We start from the raw sequence: 18,123 nt of genomic DNA, 5'->3' as shown, positions 1-18,123 counted from the left end.
ACCCGAGAGCGCGGCCGCTACGCAGCCCTAGGCGGAGTAGGCCGCGCGCCTTGTCGGGTCCGCGAGGACCCTCTGCGCCCCCGCACGCAAGCCCGGCTTACGCGATCACCGACTATTTGAAACGCCCGAGCTCCCGGCGCGCGATGACCATCTTGTGGACCTCGTCCGGGCCGTCGGCGAGGCGCAGCATGCGCAGGCTCCGCCACATGCCGGCGAGCGGGGTGTCGTCCGAGACGCCGAGCGCGCCGTGGACCTGGATGGCGCGGTCGAGCACCTGCATGCAGACGTTCGCGGCGACGACCTTGATCATCGCGATCTCCTGTCGCGCCTCGCGCTTGCCGATCGTGTCCATCTTCCAGGCCGCGTAGAGGGTGAGCAGCCGCGCCTGGTCGACCTCCATGCGCGAGGTGGCGATCATGTCCTGCACGAACTGCTTCTTGGCCAGCGGCTCGCCGAACGCGACGCGCGTGTTGGCTCGCTTGCACATCATCTCGATCGCACGCTCGGCGGCGCCGATCGCCCGCATGCAGTGATGGATCCGGCCCGGCCCGAGCCGCGCCTGCGCGATCATGAAGCCGGCGTTCTCGGGCCCGAGCGTGTTGGTGATCGGCACCCGGCAGTCCTCGTAGCGGATCTCGCAATGTCCGCCGCCGGTCGAGTGCCCCATGACGGGAACCGAACGGACGAGGTTGAAGCCCTTCGTGTCGGTCGGAACGAGGATCATGCTCGCGCGCAGGTGCGGCGCGGCTTCGGGATCGGTCACCGTCATGGCGATCGCGATGCTCGCGCCGACCGCGCCCGACGTGAACCACTTGTGGCCGTTGATGACCCAGTGGTCGCCGTCCTTCACGGCACGCGTCTGCAGCGTCGTCGGGTCGGCGCCCGACACCTCGGGCTCGGTCATCGAGAAGCAGCTCCGGATCTCGCCGGCGAGGAGCGGGGCGAGCCAGCGCTTGTGCTGCTCGGCGTTGCCGAACTCCTCCAGGATCTCCATGTTGCCCGTGTCCGGTGCGGCGCAGTTGAAGGCCATGGCGCCGACGAGGCTGCGCCCCATCTCCTCGCACAGGATGCCGTACTCCCAGTTGGTGAGCCCTGCGCCGTGTTTGCCGGGCAGGAAGAGGTTCCAAAGTCCCTCGGCCTTCGCCTTCTTGCGGACCTCCACCATGCGGGGCGGGTACGGCACGCCGGTGCGGACGAGGTGGTCCTCGTGCGCGAGCTCGGCTTCGATCGGATAGACGTGCGTCTCGAGAAAATCGACGACGCGCTTCTTCAGCTCTGCGACTCGGGGCGACGGCGTGAAGTCCATAGGGCGCCGACGCTACGACGGGACCGCCGGGGTGTCCAGAGCCGCGCCGCGGGGCGCTCAGCAGGCTAGGCGATGCCGAGCTTCTGCTTGCCCTCGTCGCTGATGCGCGACGGATGCCACGGCGGATCGAAGACGACGTCGACGCGGACGTTGTCCTGGCCGAGACCGGCGATGCGCTTCTTCACGTCCTCGGGGATCGTGCGCGCCGACGGACACGCCTCGGACGTCAGCGTCATCTTGACGGCGATCGCGTCCGCCGCGATGTCGATGTCGTAGATCAGGCCCAGGTCGTAGATGTTGAGCGGGATCTCCGGGTCGTAGCACTGCCGGATCGCCTCGACGACGGCGTTCCCGGTGATCGCGCCGCCGCGATGGTTGACCGTCGTCCCGTTGCGGACGTTCGGCGGCGGCGCCTCGCGCGGCGTCGCCGATTTCTCGATCGGCCCCTGCCAGGTGTGCATGCCGCCCGCGAGGTTGAGGAGTCTCGTGTAGCCCTTGTCCGCCAGGAGCTGACACGCCTGCAGGCTCCGCCCGCCCGCCGCGCAGTGGACGAGCAGCAGCGCGTCCTTCTTCGGCGGCAGCTCCTGCAATCGGTCCTCGAGCTCGTCGAGCGGGATCAGCTTCGCGCGCGGGATGTGCGCGTTCGCCCATTCGGCCTCGGTGCGCACGTCGAGGACGAAGAGATTCGGGTTCTGCTCCCACAGGACGAGGGCGGGCGCCGGCTGGACGTCGCGCCACGCCTTGCCGGACATGATCGCGTCGCGCTCGGGCGCCGCGCCCCCCGCGACGTCGGCCAGGTGGGTGCGCGTCACCTGGAGCCCGCGCTCGGTCTCGCCCACGCGGTCGGCAAGCTCCCGCTTCACGAGCCGCAGCTCGCTCAGGCGCTGGTCGAGGTCGCGCAGCCGCGCGCGCTGCGCCCACAGGGCGGCCGCGAGACCCACGACGAGCGCGGCGAGGAGCCAGGTGAGCATGGGCCCGGATCATAGCCACGCCCGCGCGGAGTTGCCATGTCGTGCGGTTCGTGGTGAGCGGAGGGCCATGCGAGCGATCCTCGTCCGAGAGCCCGGCGGCGAAGACGTCCTCACGATCGGCGAGGCCCCCGCCCCCGCGCTCGGCCCCGCCGACGTCCGCATCCGCGTCCGCGCGACCGCCGTCAATCGCGCCGACCTGCTGCAGCGCCAGGGCTTCTACCCGCCGCCTCCCGGCGCCTCGGACATCCTCGGCCTCGAATGCGCGGGCGAGATCATCGAGCTGGGCCCCGAGGCGCGCGGCTTCCGCAAGGGCCAGCGCGTGATGGCCCTGCTGGCCGGCGGCGGCTACGCGCAGCAGGTCGTCGTGCACCACGGCTCGGTGCTGCCCGTGCCCGACGCCATGAGCGACGACGAGGCCGGCGCGTTTCCCGAGGTCTTCCTCACGGCCTACCTCAACATCTTCATGCCCGGCCTGGGCGCCGTCGGGCCGCGCGACGCCGTGCTGGTGCACGGCGGCGGCGGCGGTGTCGGCACGGCGGCGATCATGCTCTGCCGCCAGGCCGGAAATCCCTGCTTCGTCACCGTCGGCAGCGACGACAAGGCGCGCCGCTGCGTCGAGCTCGGCGCGACCGCGGCGATCAACTACAACACGCAGGACTTCGAGGCCCGCGTGAAGGAGCTGACGGACGGCCGCGGCGCCGGCGTCGTGCTCGATCACATCGGCGCCAAGTACCTCGCCAAGAACCTCGGCGCGCTCGCGATCGGCGGTCGCCTCGTCGAGATCGGCCTCATGGGCGGCGCCCAGAGCGAGATCAACCTGGGGCTCATGCTGATCCGCCGCCTGTCGGTGATCGGGTCGACCCTGCGGACGCGATCGGTCGAGGAGAAGGCGGCGATCGTGGCTTCGCTGCGCGATCGCTTCGGCCATTCGCTCGCGGCGGGGCTCTTGCGGCCGGTCGTGCACACCGTCCTGCCGCTCGAGCAGGCGGCCGAGGCTCATCGGCTCATGAAGTCGAGCGAGCACTTCGGGAAGATCGTGCTGCGCGTGGACTGAGGCGCGGGTCGAGGCGGGGCCGCGAGGTCGGGGGCCGGGCTTCGGCTTCGGCTCCGCCGCGCGAGAAGACACACGGCTCGTCACGGCCGTCGCATTTCGTCGCGCCGCTTTGCAGGCGCCTCCGCCCGGCCCCCGACCTCGCGACGTACGCGCGCGGGCGGGCGCGTCTCGCTCGTGCTGCCTCAGAGGGAGTTGAGGTAGGCGACGAGGAAAGATCGTGAGGCGGGGTCCAGGGCTAGGAAGCGCAGGATCGAATCTTGGGCTTCGCCGCCGTGGGCCAGGATGGCGTCTTCGAGAGTCGGGGCGCGGCCGTCGTGGAGGTAGGGGGCGCTGAAGCGGAGGCCCCAGAGGGGAGCGGTGCGGAATTCGCTGCCGCTGGCGCCCTCCTGCTCGATGCCGTCGGCGAGGGCGGCGCCCATGTCATGGACGAGCAGGTCGGAGAAGAGCGGCACCTTCAGGTTGCGGAGCGCGGGGACGGGATAGACGCGCGACGTGCGGTACTTGTCGGTGTGGCAGCCCTGGCATTTGCAGCGCCGGAAGAAGCGCCGGCCGCGCCGCGCCTCGAGCGTCGGCAGCGGCTTCGGTGCGGGCGCGAGTAGCGTCATGAAGTCGGTGAACGCCGCCACGTCGTTGCCGTCGTCCTCGACCTCGGGTGCACCGTCGCACGTCGTCGGCACGCCCTGCGGCGCGTTCTCCGCGGGCGCGAACGGTGACGTGATGCCGAGCTCGTCGCGGTAGGCCTCGGCCGCAAAGTCCTGGATGGTCGCGATCTGCGCCTTCCACCCGAAGCGTCCGATGCGGCGGGTCGCGCGGTTCGTGTTGAAGCGACCGGAGAGCGGCGGGCGCTGGCGCTCGCGCTGGAGGCGGATGCTGATCTCGGGGATCGCCTCGATGAACCCGAGGCCGAAGAGCGGCGGCGTATTGCGCGCGGTGACGGCCGTCGCCTCGGCGGGGACGACCTCGCCCGCGACGGCGCAGGTCGGCGTCACGATGCCCCGCTCCTGGATGACCGGGCCACCCACGCCCTCGAGCGAATCGTACGTGGCGCCGATCCCGGCGCCGACGCGCACGACGTTGCGCGCGCTCGAGCCCCCGACCGTCGGCGTCGCGTGACACTCGGCGCAGCGTACGCCGTTGAAGACCGGCCCGAGACCGGTCGCGACGTTCTCGGTCTCGGCGAACTCGTGGCGGCCGTGCTCGAAGCGCGCGAGGTCGGCGGCCGACGCGGTCGCCATCGGGACCGGCGCGCACACCGCGGGCGGCACCGGCTCGACCAGGCAGTCGGCGTCGCACCCGTCGCACGCCGTGTCGTTGCCGTCGTCGCACTGCTCGTCCGCGTCGACGACGCCGTCGCCACAGTGGGCGAGACGGCAATCGGTGCGGCAGCCGTCCGGCGTGTTCCCGTTCGCGGCGCCGTCGTCGCACTCCTCGCCGCACGCCTGGTTGCGGACGCCGTCGCCGCACGCGATGCCGGGCTCGACCGCACACGCCGCGCTGCAGCCGTCGCAGGAGGTCGTGTTGCCGTCGTCGCACGCCTCGCCGGCGTCGACGACGCCGTCGCCGCAGCGCGCTCGCCGGCAATCGGCGCGACACCCGCCTGGCGCGTTGCCGTTCGCGACGCCGTCGTCGCACTCCTCGCACGCCGCTACGCGCACGCCGTCGCCGCAGGTCGCGAGCCCCGGCGTGCAGATGCGGACGATGCTCCCCGTGGCGCGACTCGACCAGTACCAGACGTTGACGATGCCGCCGCCCCCGAGGCGCGCGCTGCGGATCTCGGCGCTCCCGGCGGGCCCGAGGTCGATCGCCGGCCCGAGCGCCACGCCGTCGACGTCGAAGGCGCGCCCGCGCGGCGGCAGCGCGGACGACTGGCTGTACTGCGCCCAGACGACGAGGAAGTTGCCGTGGTCGTCGAAGACGACGTCCGGATCGACGCTCACACCCGGCGCGCCGGGCTCGACGACGATCTCGGCGCCGAGCGGCGTTCCGTCGCCGGCGAACCGGCGCGCGACGACCTGCGCCGCCTGGGCTCCCGCGTCGAACCCCTGCCCGACGACGACGAAGCCGCCGCGCGGGTTCACGGCGACGCGGGGATAGTGGAAGCTGTCGCTCGCGACGAACGCCGGGCCGCGCGGCTGCCCCGTCGGACCGAACAGGCGCCCCATGCTCGGCGCCACCCCGAAGAACTCCTCCCAGGTCGCGACGAAGCCGCCACCCGGAAGGACGTCGACGTCCGTCTTGTACATGTTGTCGGCGACGCGGATGTCGCCGCCGCGCCGATGCCGCTCGGAGTCGAGCCGCCGCCCCCACATGCCGTTCTGGTCCCACAGGAAGATGGGGCCGTCCGGCGTCCCGACGACGGGCCCGTTGGTGGAGGGATAGCCGGCGATGTCGAGCGTGATCTCGAAGTCGGATCCCGTGGGCTCGCCGCCCGCGCCGAGGGTCTGGCCGAAGTAGCGGTATTGCTGGTTGCCGATCCACAACCACGCCGCCGCGTAGCCACCGCGTCCGTCGAGCGCGATGTGGGGATCGAAGACGTGCGCCGTCGTGTCGGCGCGGACGGCGGCCGCGAGCGGCACGCCTGCCGCCGAGAAGCGCCGCACGGTCGCGTGATCGCCCCCGCCGCTCAGGTTGTTCAGCTGGTAGTCGCCCCACACGACCGTGAAGCCACCATCCGGCGCGGCCGCCACGTCGACGTCCTGCAGATGGTCCGCGAACGTCGGGGCGCCGACCGGAAACGCGGGCACCTCGATCGTCTGCGCGCCGGCGTGCGCCGACACGATCAGCCCGAGCCCAAGGACGGCCAGCGTCCGCGCCATCGGCGATCCCCCCTCCTGGTCGCGTACTTCCGGCGCGCATCCTCTGTCAACCGCGTTGACGGCCCGCGCCGAACGTCGTACGCCGGCCGCCATGGCGGACGACTACCTGGCACGCGGAATCGAAGTGACGAAGAAGCTCTGGGGCGAGCGCGCCGGCGGGCAGGAGCTGCCGGCACAGAAGCTCGCGCCCGAATTCTTCGGGCTCGTGGCGCAGTTCGTGTTCGGCATGTTCTGGTCACGCCCGAACCTCGACATCCGGAGCCGGAGCCTGTGCACGGTCGCGCAGCTCGCGGCCCTCGGCAAGCACGACGAGCTGCGCGGGCACCTCCATGGGGCCCTCAACCTCGGCATCAAGCGCGAGGAGCTGATCGAGGTGCTGATGCAGACCGCCTGCTATGCCGGCGTCCCGGCGGCCGTGAGCGCGCTCAACGCGGCGGCCGACGTCCTCGGGCCCAAGGCCTAGGTGTACCGCGGTCGCTTCGCTCCGTCGCCGACGGGCGAGCTGCACCTGGGCTCGGCGGCGGCCGCGCTCTTCGCCTGGGCGTCGGCGCGGAAAGCGGGCGGACGGCTCGCGCTGCGCATCGAGGACATCGACACACCGCGCGTCCTCCCCGGCATGGAGGTGCGGCAGCTGGACGACCTGCGCTGGCTCGGCCTCGACTGGGACGAGGGCCCGGACGTGGGCGGCCCGAACGCGCCGTACCGGCAATCCGAGCGGAGCGCGGCGTACGAAGCCGCGCTCGCGCGGCTCGCGGCACGGAACCTCCTCTATTACTGCGACTGCTCGCGCGCCGAGATCGCGCGCGTCGCGAGCGCCCCGCACGCGGGCGACGAGGGACCGCGCTATCCCGGCACCTGCCGCGAGCACGGGCTTCGGGAGCGCGCGTGGAAACGACCGCCGGCGATCCGCCTGCGCGTTCCCGCCCGCGTCGTCACCGTCGTCGATGCGCTCCAGGGCACGCTGGTGCAGGACGTCGCCGCCGAGGTCGGCGATTTCGTGCTGAAGCGCGGCGACGGCGTGTACGCCTACCAGCTCGCGTGCGTGGTCGACGACCTCGCGATGGGCGTGACCGAGGTCGTGCGCGGCATCGACCTCCTCGGCTCGGCGCCGCGCCAGCTCCTGCTCGCGGAGCTGCTCGGGGGCACGCCACCCGCGTTCGCGCACGTGCCGCTTGTGGTGGCCGCGGACGGGACGCGCCTCGCCAAGCGGGCGCGCGGCATTACGCTGCGGGAGCGACGCGAGGCGGGCGGCGATCCCGGCGACGTCGTGTCGTGGCTCGCGCGTGCGGTCGGTCTCGCGCCCGCGCGCACCGCAGCGGAGCTGCTCGCGGCGTTCGATCCCCGTGCGCTCGCGGGCCGTGCCGAGGTGCGGGCGCCGTCGGCCTGAGTCAGCCCGTCCCGCGCACTCGCGACGTCGCGGCTTCGAGGTCGCCGAGACCGGTCCCGCCCGCCGGGCGCCCGAGCAGGACCTCCAGCGGATCGCGCATGTCGTCGACGTAGCCGAGCGCGTACGCGCCGCGCTGGTAGCCCATCAAACGCAAGAGCGGCTCGGGCAGCGTCCGCGCGACCTCGGGCGGACAGGAGAGGTACTGGTTCTCCTCCTGCCGGAGCCAGCTCACCGCGTACGTGATGTTGATCCCGGAGCGCACGTGATCCGACTGGTTCGCGCCGGCGCCGTGGTAGAGCGATCCCGTGTAGAAGAGCACCGAGCCGGCCGGCATCTCGGCGGGCTCCGTGTCCTCGTAGGCGAACTCGCGGCGGTCCTCCAGGCGGTGACTCCCCGCAATGAGACGGGTGGCGCCGTTCGCTTCCGTGAAGTCGGTGAGCGCCCAGATGGTGTTGCACTGCACCTCGTAGCCGGACGGGAACGGGAAGAAGTCGAACGCCCACTGATCGCGGTGCACCGGCTGCGCCGGCTCGCCGGGGCCGATCGCGATCACCTGCGTCAGGTGGAGCTGGAAGCTGGTCGCGTGGCCGAGCACGCCCTGCACCGCTCCCAGCACGATCGGATGCGTGACGAGCCCGCGGCACGTCGCCGACCGGGCGACGAGCCCGCCCGTGCGCCGCGTGCGGCGGCCGGTGAAGTCGTCGGGGCCGTACGGCGTGGCGTCGAGATGGGGCCCCAGCTCCGTCCGGACGCGGTCCAGGATCTCCTTGCCGGCGACGCGCTCGACGATCGCACAGCCGTCGCGCGCGAGCACGCTCGCAACCTCGTCACCACTCGCGGTCGGGGGAAGTCGTTCGACGGCCATCGTGACGCCGCTACCGCGGCGCGCGACGCGCCGTCAAGCGACTACCGGAACAGGACGCGCGCGAGCTGGCTCCCGACCATCGCCCCGCCGACGTAGAGGCCCGTCCCGAGCCCGGCGCGGCCCTCGGGCTGCGCCGACAACGTGAACGGCAGCGCTGTCGTCAGGTGGAGGGCGAGCGCCGCGCCCGCAACGATCGCGACGGCGAGACCGGGCACGAAGCTGCCGCACCACGGCGCCACGCCACGGCAGACGAGGCTCGCGACGAGACCGGCCACCAGCCCCCGCCCGCTGCCGATGCCCGACCCGACGCGACCCATCGCGCTCGCACCGAGCGTGCCCGCCAGCGCCACGATCGCCGCCAGCGACGCCGTGCCCGCAGCGCCCGCGGCCGAGAGCGCGCCCGGGACGAGATCGGTCGACACGATCGCGACCAGCGCGGAGACGAGCCCGCACGCGAACGCGAGCGCGAGCCCGCCGCCCGTGCCGGCCTCGTCGTGCTGCGCGCGGGCCGGCAGGTGCGCCGTGCGGCCGAGCGCGAGTGCCGTCGCGGTGACGGCGACACCGCCGGCGAGGAACGTGAGCGAGCCACCCGCCTTCGCCAGCAGCGGCTCGACGAGCGGCCAGAGCGCGCTCGGCAGCGTGGTCGCGATCACGAGCGGCGCCATCGCTACGGGCAGGTCGCCCGGCGCCGCCTCGTCGCGCACGATCGCCAGCGCCGGCGCCTGGAAGAGCGTCATGCCGGCGATCCAGACCGCGACGAAGAGCGGCAGGACGAAGCGTACGGCGCTGCCGCCCTCGGCGAGCGACGTGACCGCGACGGCGACGAAGCTCGCCGCGGCGAGGGCGACCCCGGCGCGCACGACCGGGAACCGGTCGCCGCCGCTGCGCACGAGCCGGTCCGAGGCGTCGCCGGCGAGCGGGGCCAGCGTCGAGCCGGCGAACGCGAGGTACCACGCGAGAATGCCGGCCAGCGCCGTGAAGCCGAAGTGCTCGAGGAGGCGGGGCTGGAAATAGCCGTAGACCATCCAGGAGAGGGTCACGGCCGCCTGCAGCGCGGCGAGGGTCCACAGACGCACGGCGCGCTCAACGGTGCGCGGCGCGTCCGGCGAGGAGGCGCCTGCCGAAGACCGCGCCGCCGACGAGGAACGCGCCGACCAGCAGACCGGGGATGACGATCTGTGGCGTGAGCAGCGCCCGTGCCGAGTCCGCTTCGCTGACGGCGTCGCCCAGATAGGCGGTCACGCCGAGCCCCGGCGTGATGCCGATGGCCGTCCCGAGGAGGTAGTCGCGCAGCCGCACGCGCGTGACGCCGAGGAGCCAGGACAGCGGCGGTGCGAGGAAGAAGAGGAGGCGGAGGCCGAGCACCGTCACGAAGCCGTGCTCGGCGAGCCGCTGATCGATCGCGCGCATGCGGCGGAAGCGATCGCTCCCGGCGACGCCGCGGGTGTAGCGCTTGAACACCCCGCGCGCGAGCAGGAACGTCGCGGTCGTGCCGACGATCGCCGCGCTCCAGCCGTAGACGAACGCCTGCGGGGCCCCGAAGACCGCGCCCCCGATGCCGACCAGCAGGATCTGCGGCGCCGGGATGAAGAATCCGCACACCATGACGGCCATGAAGACGAGCGGGCCGAGCGCGCCCCATGCCTCGATCTGGCTGCGCAGGTTCTCGGCGCGCAGCGCGTCCGAGAGACCGCCGTATGCCAAGGCCGCCACGAGCGCGACGCCGACCAGGATCGGAAGCAGCCGGCGCAGCGTTCCCACGGGCTAGCTCCGCGGCGGTGGCAGGCGGAGCTCCGTGCCGCCCTGTCGCTCCATCAGCTCCACGAGATCCGTGAAGTCGCGCTCGCCGAGCCCCGCCCCCACCGCGGCGACGAGCGCCTGTGCGACCTGCGCAGCGGCCGGCGTCGGGATGCCGCACGCGCGCGCGACGTCGAGGAAGAGACCCGCGTCCTTCGCGGCGAGCGCGAGCGCGAACTGCGTCGGCCGGCCGCGCTGGTTGATGCCCTCGACCATCCGGTCGATGAAGAAATTGGTCGCGCCGCCCGTGCGCACGATGTCGACCATCGTCCGCAGGTCGATTCCCGCCTTGCTCGCGACCGCGAGGGTTTCGAGCGACACCCACGTCGAGGTGAAGGCGAGGAGGCTGTTCACGAGCTTCGCGGTGTTGCCGAGCCCGAGCGGTCCCACGTGGAAGGTGGCGCGCCCGAGCCGCTCGAGCAGTGGCTTCACCCGCTCGAACACCGCCGCGTCGCCGCCCACCATGAAGACCAGCATGCGCGCCTGCGCGCCGGGCGCGCCGCCGGTGAGCGGGCACTCCAGCAGATGCCGCCCTGCCGCCTCGAGCCGGTCGCCGATCGCGCGCACGGTCGCGGGCGCGTTGGTCGAGAGATCGGCGAGGATGGTGCCCGGCGCCGCGCCTTCGAGCCATTGGGCCGCCACGGCCTGGACGACCTCGGGCGTCGGCAGCGAGGCGAAGGTGACGTCGCTGCGCTCGGCGACCTCGGCCGGCGAGTGCGCCGCGCGCCCTCCGACGCCGACGATCGCGCCGGTGCGCGCGCTGTCGGTATCGAACACGGACACGTGATGTCCGTCGGCGGCGAGGTTGGCCGCGATCGCGCCGCCGATGTTGCCGAGGCCGATGACGCCGACGCGCTGGCCGCTGCTCATTTGGGAGCCATGCGGATCGCGCCGTCGAGCCGGATCGTCTCGCCGTTCAGCATCGAGTTCTCGAGGATGTGGCGCACCAGGGCTGCGAACTCGCTCGGCCGGCCGAGGCGCGATGGAAACGGGATCTGCGCCGCCAGCGCCTGCCGGATGGGCTCGGGTGCCATCGCCAGCATGGGCGTGTCGAACGTTCCGGGCGCGATCGTCAGCACGCGGATGCCGAGCGACGCGAGGTCGCGCGCGATCGGCAACGTCATGCCGACCACGCCACCCTTCGACGCGGAGTACGCGGCCTGGCCGATCTGGCCGTCGAAGGCCGCGACCGACGCGGTGTTGACGATGACGCCGCGTTCGCCCTCCTGGTTGCGCTCGTTCTTGCTCATCTGGAAGGCGGCGAGACGAATCGCGTTGAAGGTGCCGATCAGGTTCACCTTGATCGTCAGCTCGAAGAGCTCGAGCGGGAACGGACCGTCCTTCGTCACGGTACGGTTCGCGGTGCCGATGCCGGCGCAGTTGACGAGGACGTTCATCGTGCCGAAGCGCTTGACGGCGGTCTCGACGGCAGCCTTCACCTCGGCTTCGCTCGTGACGTCGCACGGCGCGAAGGCGGTCCGGTCGCCCAGCTCCTTGGCGAGCGCCTCGCCCTTCGAGTTCGGGCGGTCGAGGATCACGGCCCGCCCGCCGCCCGCGACGAGGTCGCGAACCGTCGCCTCGCCGAGACCGGAGGCTCCGCCCGTCACCAGTGCGATCACGTCTTGTACGCGCATGAGCCGGGTGCATAGCCTCCCCGCGACGCGAGTGCCAGGGCTTGCGTCGGCCGTGGCGCGCACCCCAGAGTAGGCGGATGCACCTCGATGTCGGCGGCCATCCCCTGCACAGTCGCGCGCTCAGCGTGACGCTGGTGGCGCGCGCCGACGGCCGTCTCGACGTGCACGGCGTGATCCTCGACCTGCGCAAGCGCGGCTTCGTGCCGGTCGGCGGCGACCTCCAGCCGTCGGGCATCGTGCACCACATGATGCTGGACGGCATCGTCGATCCCGCGACGGCGCGCCTGGACGCGCTCACGGCGTCGCAGCCGGCCGTCGCCTTCGAGCCGTCGGCGGTGACCCAGGGTGAGAGCTGCCGCGATCCGATCGCCCGCGTCGGCGGCCTCGTCGGCGGCACGCTCGACGCCTCGTGGGCGCGCGCGCTCTCGACCGAGATCGGCGGCCCGCGCGGGTGCTCGCACCTCCTGACGCTCGCGCAGCTCCTCGGATCGACGGTCGCCTGGGCGCTCGCCCGGGACGAGGCCCGCTTCGGGAAGGCTCCGGACCGCCGCCCGGGCGAGCGCGTGTTCCGGCGCGACGTCGTCGTCGACGGGCACGAGCTGTCGCCGGGTGCGATGGCCCTCGCCTTCCAGCTGGCCGATCTGCACTACGCGCCCGCCCCGCCCCTCGCGCCGTCGATGGACCGCTTCGCCGAGGAGCGCGAGGTGCGCGGGATCGCGGAGGTCGACTTCGCCACCTTCTCCCTGGCGGGGCTCCGCCTCGGCGAGCGCGTGCGCGATCGCGCGACGCTCGACACCGCGACGTGGTCGGAGCGACCCGATCTCGGCGAGACCGTGCGCGGCCTCTCGCTCGCGCGCGGCGTCACGGCGGCGTTGCTCGAGCGCCTCGGCGGGGTCGACGCCGATCGGCCGATCCTCGACGCGGTCCTCATGCTCGCGCCCGCCCTCATCCAGTGCGTGGCGGCGCTCTCGGATACGTGGCCGAGCCTGGCGGCGAGCGGTGCATGGATCGTCGGCATGGGCGGACGCCCGGACTCCTGCTACATGTGGCGTGCGGGCGGCGCGCTCCAGCTCGCGCGGCGCGCGAACGAGCCCCCGACGGCCTGACGGCGCCCCCGCCCTGATTGCCCCGCGTCGGCGGAGCGCTTAACATTCACTCAGCCGATGGCGGAACGCGACACGCAGCGCGACGTCGGGGTCGTCACCCGCACGAAGCCCAAGGAGAACGTGAAGCGCCCCAAGCGCTACAAGGTCCTCCTGCACAACGACGACTACACCACCATGGAGTTCGTCGTCTGGATCCTGGTCAGCGTGTTCCACCACGACGAAACCAAGGCCACCGAGATCATGCTGCACGTGCACAAGAACGGGATCGGCGTCGCGGGCGTCTACCCGCGCGAGATCGCCGAGGCGCGCACGTCGCAGGTCGACGCGCTCGCCAAGGCACACGAGTTCCCGCTCCGTACGAGCATGGAGGAAGCATAAGGATGCGGCTGTCGCGACCCCTCGAAGCCTCGCTCACCCTCGCCGTCCGCGAGGCCCGCCGGCGCCGGCACGAGTTCCTGTGCCTGGAGCACGTCCTGTGGGCCCTGCTGGCGGACGATGCCGTGGTGGAGGTCGTGAAGGCGTGCGGCGGTGATCCGGCCAAGCTGCGGCGCGACCTCGAGCACTACCTGGACCAGATGGAGGCCCTGCCGCCCGACGTCGACGTGCCGCCGCAGCAGACGCTCGCGTTCCAGCGCGTCCTCCAGCGCGCGGCGGCCCACGTGCAGTCCTCGGGTCGCGACGAGATCGACGGGCGCAACGTGCTGGTCGCGATCTTCCGCGAGACCGATTCGCACGCGGCCTACCTCCTCGGGCAACAGGGCGTGACCCGGCTCGACGTCGTCACCTACATCTCCCACGGCATCCGCAAGGTCCCCGAGCTGCCCGCCGGCGGCGCCGGCCCCGCCGGGATCGAGGGTGACGAGGACGACGACGCACAGGCCGCGCGCAGCCCGCTCGAAGCGTTCACGGTGAACCTGCTCGAGCAGGCCGCGGCCGGCAAGATCGATCCGCTCATCGGCCGCGAGCGCGAGATCGAACGCACCGTCCACGTGCTCTGCCGGCGCCGCAAGAACAACCCCGTTTTCGTCGGCGATCCCGGCGTCGGCAAGACCGCCATTGTCGAGGGCCTGGCGCTCCGCATCCACAAGAAGGAGGTGCCGAAGGCGCTCCAGGAGTCGGAGATCTACGCCCTCGACATGGGCGCCCTCCTCGCCGGCACGAAGTTCCGCGGCGAGTTCGAGGCGCGCTTGAAGGCCGTCATCGGGGCCTTGAAGGAGAAGCCGGGCGCCATCCTCTTCATCGACGAGATCCACACCGTGGTCGGCGCCGGCGCCACCCACGGCGGCTCGATGGACGCGTCCAACATCCTGAAGCCCGCCCTCGCCTCGGGCGAGCTGCGCTGCATCGGCGCGACCACGTACCAGGACTTCAAGCAGCACTTCGAGCGCGACCGCGCGCTCGCGCGCCGCTTCCAGAAGATCGAGCTGACGGAGCCGTCGGTCGACGAGACGCACCAGATCCTGCGCGGTCTCAAGGGACGCTACGAGGCGCACCACGGCGTCACCTACACGGACACGGCGCTCCGCGCCGCGGCCGAGCTCTCGGCCAAACACGTGCACGATCGCTTCCTGCCCGACAAGGCGATCGACGTGATCGACGAGGCCGGCGCGGCCGCGAACGTGCGCGACAGCGACAAGCGCACGATCCGGACCAAGGACGTCGAGCACATCGTCGCCACCATGGCGAAGATCCCGCCGCGCCAGGTGACCCTGTCGGATCGCGAGCGGCTGGAGACGCTCGACCGCGATCTCAAGCTCCTCGTCTTCGGCCAGGACGCGGCGGTCGGCGCCGTCGTCTCGGCGATCCGCCTCTCGCGCGCGGGCCTCGGCACGCCGGACAAGCCGGTCGGCTCGTTCCTGTTCTCGGGTCCGACCGGCGTCGGCAAGACCGAGCTCGCCAAGCAGCTCGCCGCCGCCCTCGGCATCGAGTTCATCCGCTTCGACATGAGCGAGTACATGGAGAAGCACACCGTCTCGCGGCTCGTCGGCGCGCCGCCCGGCTACGTCGGCTTCGACCAGGGCGGGCTCCTCACCGACGGTATCCGCAAGACGCCGCACGCGGTCCTGCTCCTCGACGAGATCGAGAAGGCGCACCCGGACATCTTCAACATCCTGCTGCAGGTGATGGATCACGCGACGCTCACCGACGCGCAGGGTCGCAAGGCCGACTTCCGGCACGTGATCCTCATCATGACGACCAACGCGGGCGCGCAGGAGATGGCGGCCGCCGCGATCGGCTTCGGCAACGTCACGAACGCCGAGAAGGGCCAGAAGGTGCTCGAGCGCCTGTTCAGTCCCGAATTCCGCAACCGCCTCGACGCCGTCGTCCACTTCGCGCCGCTCGGCGCGGAGGCGGTCGAGCGCGTGGTCGACAAGTTCATGACCGAGCTCGAGGGCCAGCTCGCGCAGCGGCGGGTCCAGGTGGAGCTCGCGCCCGCGGCGCGGCGCTGGCTCGCCGAACGCGGCTACGACGTCACCTTCGGCGCCCGCCCGATGGCGCGGCTCATCCAGGAGAAGGTGAAGCGCGTGCTCGCCGACGAGATGCTCTTCGGCCGCCTGAAGGACGGCGGCAGGGTCGAGATCGACGTCGCGAACGACGAGCTCACCTTCACCTACGCGCCGCTGCCGCCCTCCCGGCTGCGGTCGGCGAAGTCGGTCCCCGAGCCCGCGGACTGATCGTGCGGGGCGACAACGACTGGTACGGCGTCGGCGGCGGCGCGGTGCGCCCGAGCCCCCCGCGGCTCGATCGCATCCTGCCCCAGCTCTTCGTCGGCGAGTACCCGAACCTCGGCGACGTCGCGTGGCTGCGCGACGCGCACGGGATCACGGCCGTCGTCTGCCTGCAGGACGACGCCGACCTCGCTTCGAAGCGGCTGCGCCTGGCCGATCTGCGCGCGGCGTACGCCGCCGCCGGCCTCGCGTTCGACCACCTGCCGGTTCCCGACGGCGACGCGGAGTTCCTCGCCGACCGGCTGCCCGCCATCGTCGAGCGGGTGCGCGCGCACGTCGATGCGGGCGCGGTCGTGTACCTTCACTGCAACGGTGGCCTCAACCGTGCCCCCACGGCGGCGATCGCGTACGTGCACGTGCACGAGGGCCTGCCGCTCCCGGCCGCGAGCGAGTTCGTGAAGGAGCGGCGCGGCTGCATCCCGTACGTCCGCGCGCTCGACATCTGCTACGGGCGCGGGCGCTAGCAGGACGCTACTTCTCGCGGTCGCGGCGCAGCGACGTCTTCTCGCCGTACCACTCGATCTCGCCCTCGACCGCCGGCCGCTCGCGCGCCAGGTAGTCGCGGACCGCCGCGCGCAGGCGCGGGTCGCTTATGAAGTGCATGCTCTCGGTCGCCGTCGCCTCGAAGCCGCGTAGGTGCTTGAACTCGCCGCCCGCCCCGGGCTCGAAGCGGGCGAGGCCGTGGCGGATGCAGTGCTCGATCGCCGCGTAGTAGCAGACGTTGAAGTGGAGGTGGCGCAGGTAGCGGAGCGTCCCCCAGTAGCGGCCGTAGAGCGCGTCGCCCTTCTGGACGTTGAACGTGCCGGCGACGATCTCACCGCCCTGCCGCGCGAGGATCACGCACAGGCGGTGGCGGAAGCGCTCGAGCACGACGTCGAACACGCGCCGGGTGAGGTAGCGCTGGCCCCACGGGAGCTGGTCGACGGTCGTGCGGTAGAGCTGGAACATGATGGGCGCCAGATCCGGCCCGATCGCGTCGCCCGTGTATGCGGTGATCTCCACCCCTTGCGCCTCGAGCTCGCGCCGCTCGCGCCGGGTCTGGTTGCGCCGCTTCGCGCGCAGGCTCGCCAGGTAGTCGTCGAAGCTGCCGTAGCCCTCGTTCCGCCACTTGTACTGGAAGCCCGTGCGCCGCAGCCACCCGCGCGCCGCGAGCGCGGCGACCTCCTCGTCGCGACAGAAGTTCACGTGCACCGACGAGAAGTCGTGCTCCGCACACAGGCGCTCGAGCATCGTCGCGAGTGCCGTGCGGACCATCGCCGCATCGTGCGGACGGGCGAGGAAGCGCGCCCCCGTGACCGGGGTGAACGGGACCGCGACGAGCAGCTTCGGGTAGTAGTCGATGCCGGCGCGGCGCGCCGCCGTCGCCCACCCCTGGTCGAACACGAACTCGCCCATCGAGTGCGCCTTCACGTAGAGCGGGCAGGCGCCGACGAGGCGATCGCCGTCGTAGAGGCCCAGGTGCTGCGGCAGCCACCCCGTCTCGCGCGTGACCGTCTTGCCTTCCTCCAACGCCGCGAGCCACTCCCACTCGAGGAACGGCGACTCGTCCGCGACGAGCGCGTCCCACGCCTCGCGCGGCACGTCGCGCACCGCCTCGAGCACGCGAACGGTGAGCGCCACGGAAGAGGGCGCGCTACGCGCGCGCGGCGCGCATGGCGCCGGCGTAGCGATCGAGCAGCGGCAGGACGTCGGCGGCGCCCTTCGGCGGCAGCGCGAAGATCGCCCGCGTGACGCCGGCGTCGCCCAGCTCGCGCAGCGCGTCGGGATCGCCGGGCGCGCCGTAGAGCGAGATGGAGATGGAGCGCGGGTCCCTCCCCTTCTCGCGCGCCGCGCGGTGCAGCTCCGCGATGCTCGCCTTCAAGTCCCCGGCCCGCACCCCGATCGGGATCCAGCCGTCGCAGTAGTCGACCACCCGCTTGATCGCGAGCGGACCGTGCGCGCCGAGCACGATCGGCGGGTGCGGCTTCTGCACCGGCTTCGGGTAGGACCAGATGGGCTCGAACTTGACGAACGTGCCCTCGAACGCGGCCTCCTCCTCGGTCCAGATCTTCTTCATGGCGGCGACGCGCTCGCGCAGGATCTTCCAGCGCGACTTGAACGGCGTACCGTGGTGCTCCATCTCCTCGGCGTTCCAGCCGCCCCCGACGCCGAAGATGACCCGGCCGCGCGAGAGATGATCGACGCTCGCCACCTCCTTCGCGGTCGTGATCGGATCGCGCTCGACGAGGAGGCAGATGCCCGACGCCACCTTCAGCTTCGTGGTCACCGCCGCCGCGGTCGCGAGCGCGACGAAGAGGTCGACCGTGTGCCAGTACTCCTTCGGCAGGTTCGGCCCGCCCGGCCACGGGCTGCGGCGCGAGGCGGGAATGTGCGTATGCTCCGGAAACCAGATCGACTCGAACCCGCGCTCCTCGGTCGCGCGCGCGAGCTCGTCGACGCGGATCGCGTAGTCGGTCGG

Annotated in this window: 17 protein-coding genes; 7 read left to right on the top strand and 10 right to left on the bottom strand. The window is 72.2% G+C overall.

The genetic code is table 11. The features are described from left to right. Window positions 1-112: 112 nt before the first annotated feature. Window positions 113-1,306 (bottom strand): acyl-CoA dehydrogenase family protein, encoded by a 1,194-nt coding sequence (locus VMS22_11845; protein HXJ34715.1) that lies wholly within the window; start codon window positions 1,304-1,306, stop codon window positions 113-115. A gap of 65 nt (window positions 1,307-1,371) precedes the next feature. After that, window positions 1,372-2,277, bottom strand: a complete 906-nt coding sequence (locus tag VMS22_11840; GenBank protein HXJ34714.1) for a rhodanese-like domain-containing protein — start codon at window positions 2,275-2,277, stop codon at window positions 1,372-1,374. Window positions 2,278-2,344: 67 nt separating this feature from the next. Between VMS22_11840 and VMS22_11835 the strand changes: the two genes are divergently transcribed. Further along, on the top strand, window positions 2,345-3,331 hold the full coding sequence (locus VMS22_11835; GenBank protein ID HXJ34713.1) for an NAD(P)H-quinone oxidoreductase: 987 nt from the start codon (window positions 2,345-2,347) through the stop codon (window positions 3,329-3,331). Window positions 3,332-3,513: 182 nt separating this feature from the next. On the opposite strand, the gene VMS22_11830 is transcribed toward VMS22_11835, so the two are convergent. Continuing rightward, entirely contained in the window at window positions 3,514-6,147 is a 2,634-nt protein-coding gene (locus VMS22_11830) for a di-heme oxidoredictase family protein (protein ID HXJ34712.1), read from the bottom strand. Between the two features lie 91 nt (window positions 6,148-6,238). Here VMS22_11830 and VMS22_11825 point away from each other — a divergent pair, with 91 nt between their 5' ends. Next, on the top strand, window positions 6,239-6,610 hold the full coding sequence (locus VMS22_11825; protein ID HXJ34711.1) for a carboxymuconolactone decarboxylase family protein: 372 nt from the start codon (window positions 6,239-6,241) through the stop codon (window positions 6,608-6,610). Next, window positions 6,611-7,534, top strand: coding sequence for a tRNA glutamyl-Q(34) synthetase GluQRS (gene gluQRS / locus VMS22_11820; protein ID HXJ34710.1), 924 nt, complete (start codon window positions 6,611-6,613; stop codon window positions 7,532-7,534). Window position 7,535: 1 nt separating this feature from the next. Here gluQRS and VMS22_11815 read toward each other — a convergent pair whose 3' ends face one another. Genes VMS22_11815 through VMS22_11795 form a run of 5 tightly spaced genes read right to left on the bottom strand, consistent with a single transcriptional unit; the run spans window position 7,536 to window position 11,830 of the window. Next, window positions 7,536-8,399: a phytanoyl-CoA dioxygenase family protein gene (locus VMS22_11815; protein ID HXJ34709.1), complete on the bottom strand. Its 864-nt coding sequence runs from the start codon at window positions 8,397-8,399 to the stop codon at window positions 7,536-7,538. 41 nt (window positions 8,400-8,440) lie between these two features. After that, window positions 8,441-9,475: a hypothetical protein gene (locus VMS22_11810; GenBank protein ID HXJ34708.1), complete on the bottom strand. Its 1,035-nt coding sequence runs from the start codon at window positions 9,473-9,475 to the stop codon at window positions 8,441-8,443. Between the two features lie 7 nt (window positions 9,476-9,482). Next, complete coding sequence (locus tag VMS22_11805; protein HXJ34707.1) at window positions 9,483-10,160, bottom strand: VTT domain-containing protein; 678 nt, start codon at window positions 10,158-10,160, stop codon at window positions 9,483-9,485. Window positions 10,161-10,163: 3 nt separating this feature from the next. After that, complete coding sequence (locus VMS22_11800) at window positions 10,164-11,066, bottom strand: NAD(P)-dependent oxidoreductase (protein ID HXJ34706.1); 903 nt, start codon at window positions 11,064-11,066, stop codon at window positions 10,164-10,166. Next, complete coding sequence (locus VMS22_11795) at window positions 11,063-11,830, bottom strand: 3-hydroxyacyl-CoA dehydrogenase (GenBank protein ID HXJ34705.1); 768 nt, start codon at window positions 11,828-11,830, stop codon at window positions 11,063-11,065. The genes VMS22_11800 and VMS22_11795 overlap by 4 nt, the downstream gene beginning before the upstream one ends. 77 nt (window positions 11,831-11,907) lie before the next feature. On the opposite strand from VMS22_11795, the gene VMS22_11790 reads away from it, so the two are divergent. The 4 genes from VMS22_11790 to VMS22_11775 are packed head-to-tail and all read left to right on the top strand — an operon-like array spanning window position 11,908 to window position 16,129. Beyond that, window positions 11,908-12,936, top strand: coding sequence for a DUF2889 domain-containing protein (locus VMS22_11790; protein ID HXJ34704.1), 1,029 nt, complete (start codon window positions 11,908-11,910; stop codon window positions 12,934-12,936). 57 nt (window positions 12,937-12,993) lie between these two features. Beyond that, entirely contained in the window at window positions 12,994-13,314 is a 321-nt protein-coding gene (locus VMS22_11785) for an ATP-dependent Clp protease adaptor ClpS (protein ID HXJ34703.1), read from the top strand. Window positions 13,315-13,316: 2 nt separating this feature from the next. Continuing rightward, window positions 13,317-15,611, top strand: a complete 2,295-nt coding sequence (gene clpA, locus VMS22_11780) for an ATP-dependent Clp protease ATP-binding subunit ClpA (protein HXJ34702.1) — start codon at window positions 13,317-13,319, stop codon at window positions 15,609-15,611. A gap of 2 nt (window positions 15,612-15,613) precedes the next feature. Further along, on the top strand, window positions 15,614-16,129 hold the full coding sequence (locus VMS22_11775) for a dual specificity protein phosphatase family protein (GenBank protein HXJ34701.1): 516 nt from the start codon (window positions 15,614-15,616) through the stop codon (window positions 16,127-16,129). Between the two features lie 7 nt (window positions 16,130-16,136). Here VMS22_11775 and VMS22_11770 read toward each other — a convergent pair whose 3' ends face one another. Continuing rightward, window positions 16,137-17,285, bottom strand: coding sequence for a GNAT family N-acetyltransferase (locus VMS22_11770; protein ID HXJ34700.1), 1,149 nt, complete (start codon window positions 17,283-17,285; stop codon window positions 16,137-16,139). Between the two features lie 13 nt (window positions 17,286-17,298). Further along, window positions 17,299-18,123: LLM class F420-dependent oxidoreductase (locus tag VMS22_11765; protein ID HXJ34699.1), on the bottom strand; the 825-nt coding region annotated here is incomplete at its 5' end.

The organism is Candidatus Eisenbacteria bacterium, from assembly GCA_035577985.1.
Taxonomy (GTDB): domain Bacteria; phylum Desulfobacterota; class Binatia; order DP-6; family DP-6; genus DATJZY01.
The sequence above is the reverse complement of the archived record's forward strand: the minus strand, read 5'-3'. Positions and strand labels throughout refer to the sequence as shown.

Coding starts and splice junctions, on each gene's coding strand:
- VMS22_11825 (HXJ34711.1), top strand. CDS start 6,239: ATGGCGGACGACTACCTGGCACGCGGAATCGAAGTGACGAAGAAGCTC.
- VMS22_11830 (HXJ34712.1), bottom strand. CDS start 6,147: ATGGCGCGGACGCTGGCCGTCCTTGGGCTCGGGCTGATCGTGTCGGCG.
- VMS22_11835 (HXJ34713.1), top strand. CDS start 2,345: ATGCGAGCGATCCTCGTCCGAGAGCCCGGCGGCGAAGACGTCCTCACG.
- VMS22_11845 (HXJ34715.1), bottom strand. CDS start 1,306: ATGGACTTCACGCCGTCGCCCCGAGTCGCAGAGCTGAAGAAGCGCGTC.
- VMS22_11815 (HXJ34709.1), bottom strand. CDS start 8,399: ATGGCCGTCGAACGACTTCCCCCGACCGCGAGTGGTGACGAGGTTGCG.
- VMS22_11785 (HXJ34703.1), top strand. CDS start 12,994: ATGGCGGAACGCGACACGCAGCGCGACGTCGGGGTCGTCACCCGCACG.
- VMS22_11795 (HXJ34705.1), bottom strand. CDS start 11,830: ATGCGCGTACAAGACGTGATCGCACTGGTGACGGGCGGAGCCTCCGGT.
- VMS22_11790 (HXJ34704.1), top strand. CDS start 11,908: ATGCACCTCGATGTCGGCGGCCATCCCCTGCACAGTCGCGCGCTCAGC.
- clpA (HXJ34702.1), top strand. CDS start 13,317: ATGCGGCTGTCGCGACCCCTCGAAGCCTCGCTCACCCTCGCCGTCCGC.
- VMS22_11800 (HXJ34706.1), bottom strand. CDS start 11,066: ATGAGCAGCGGCCAGCGCGTCGGCGTCATCGGCCTCGGCAACATCGGC.
- VMS22_11840 (HXJ34714.1), bottom strand. CDS start 2,277: ATGCTCACCTGGCTCCTCGCCGCGCTCGTCGTGGGTCTCGCGGCCGCC.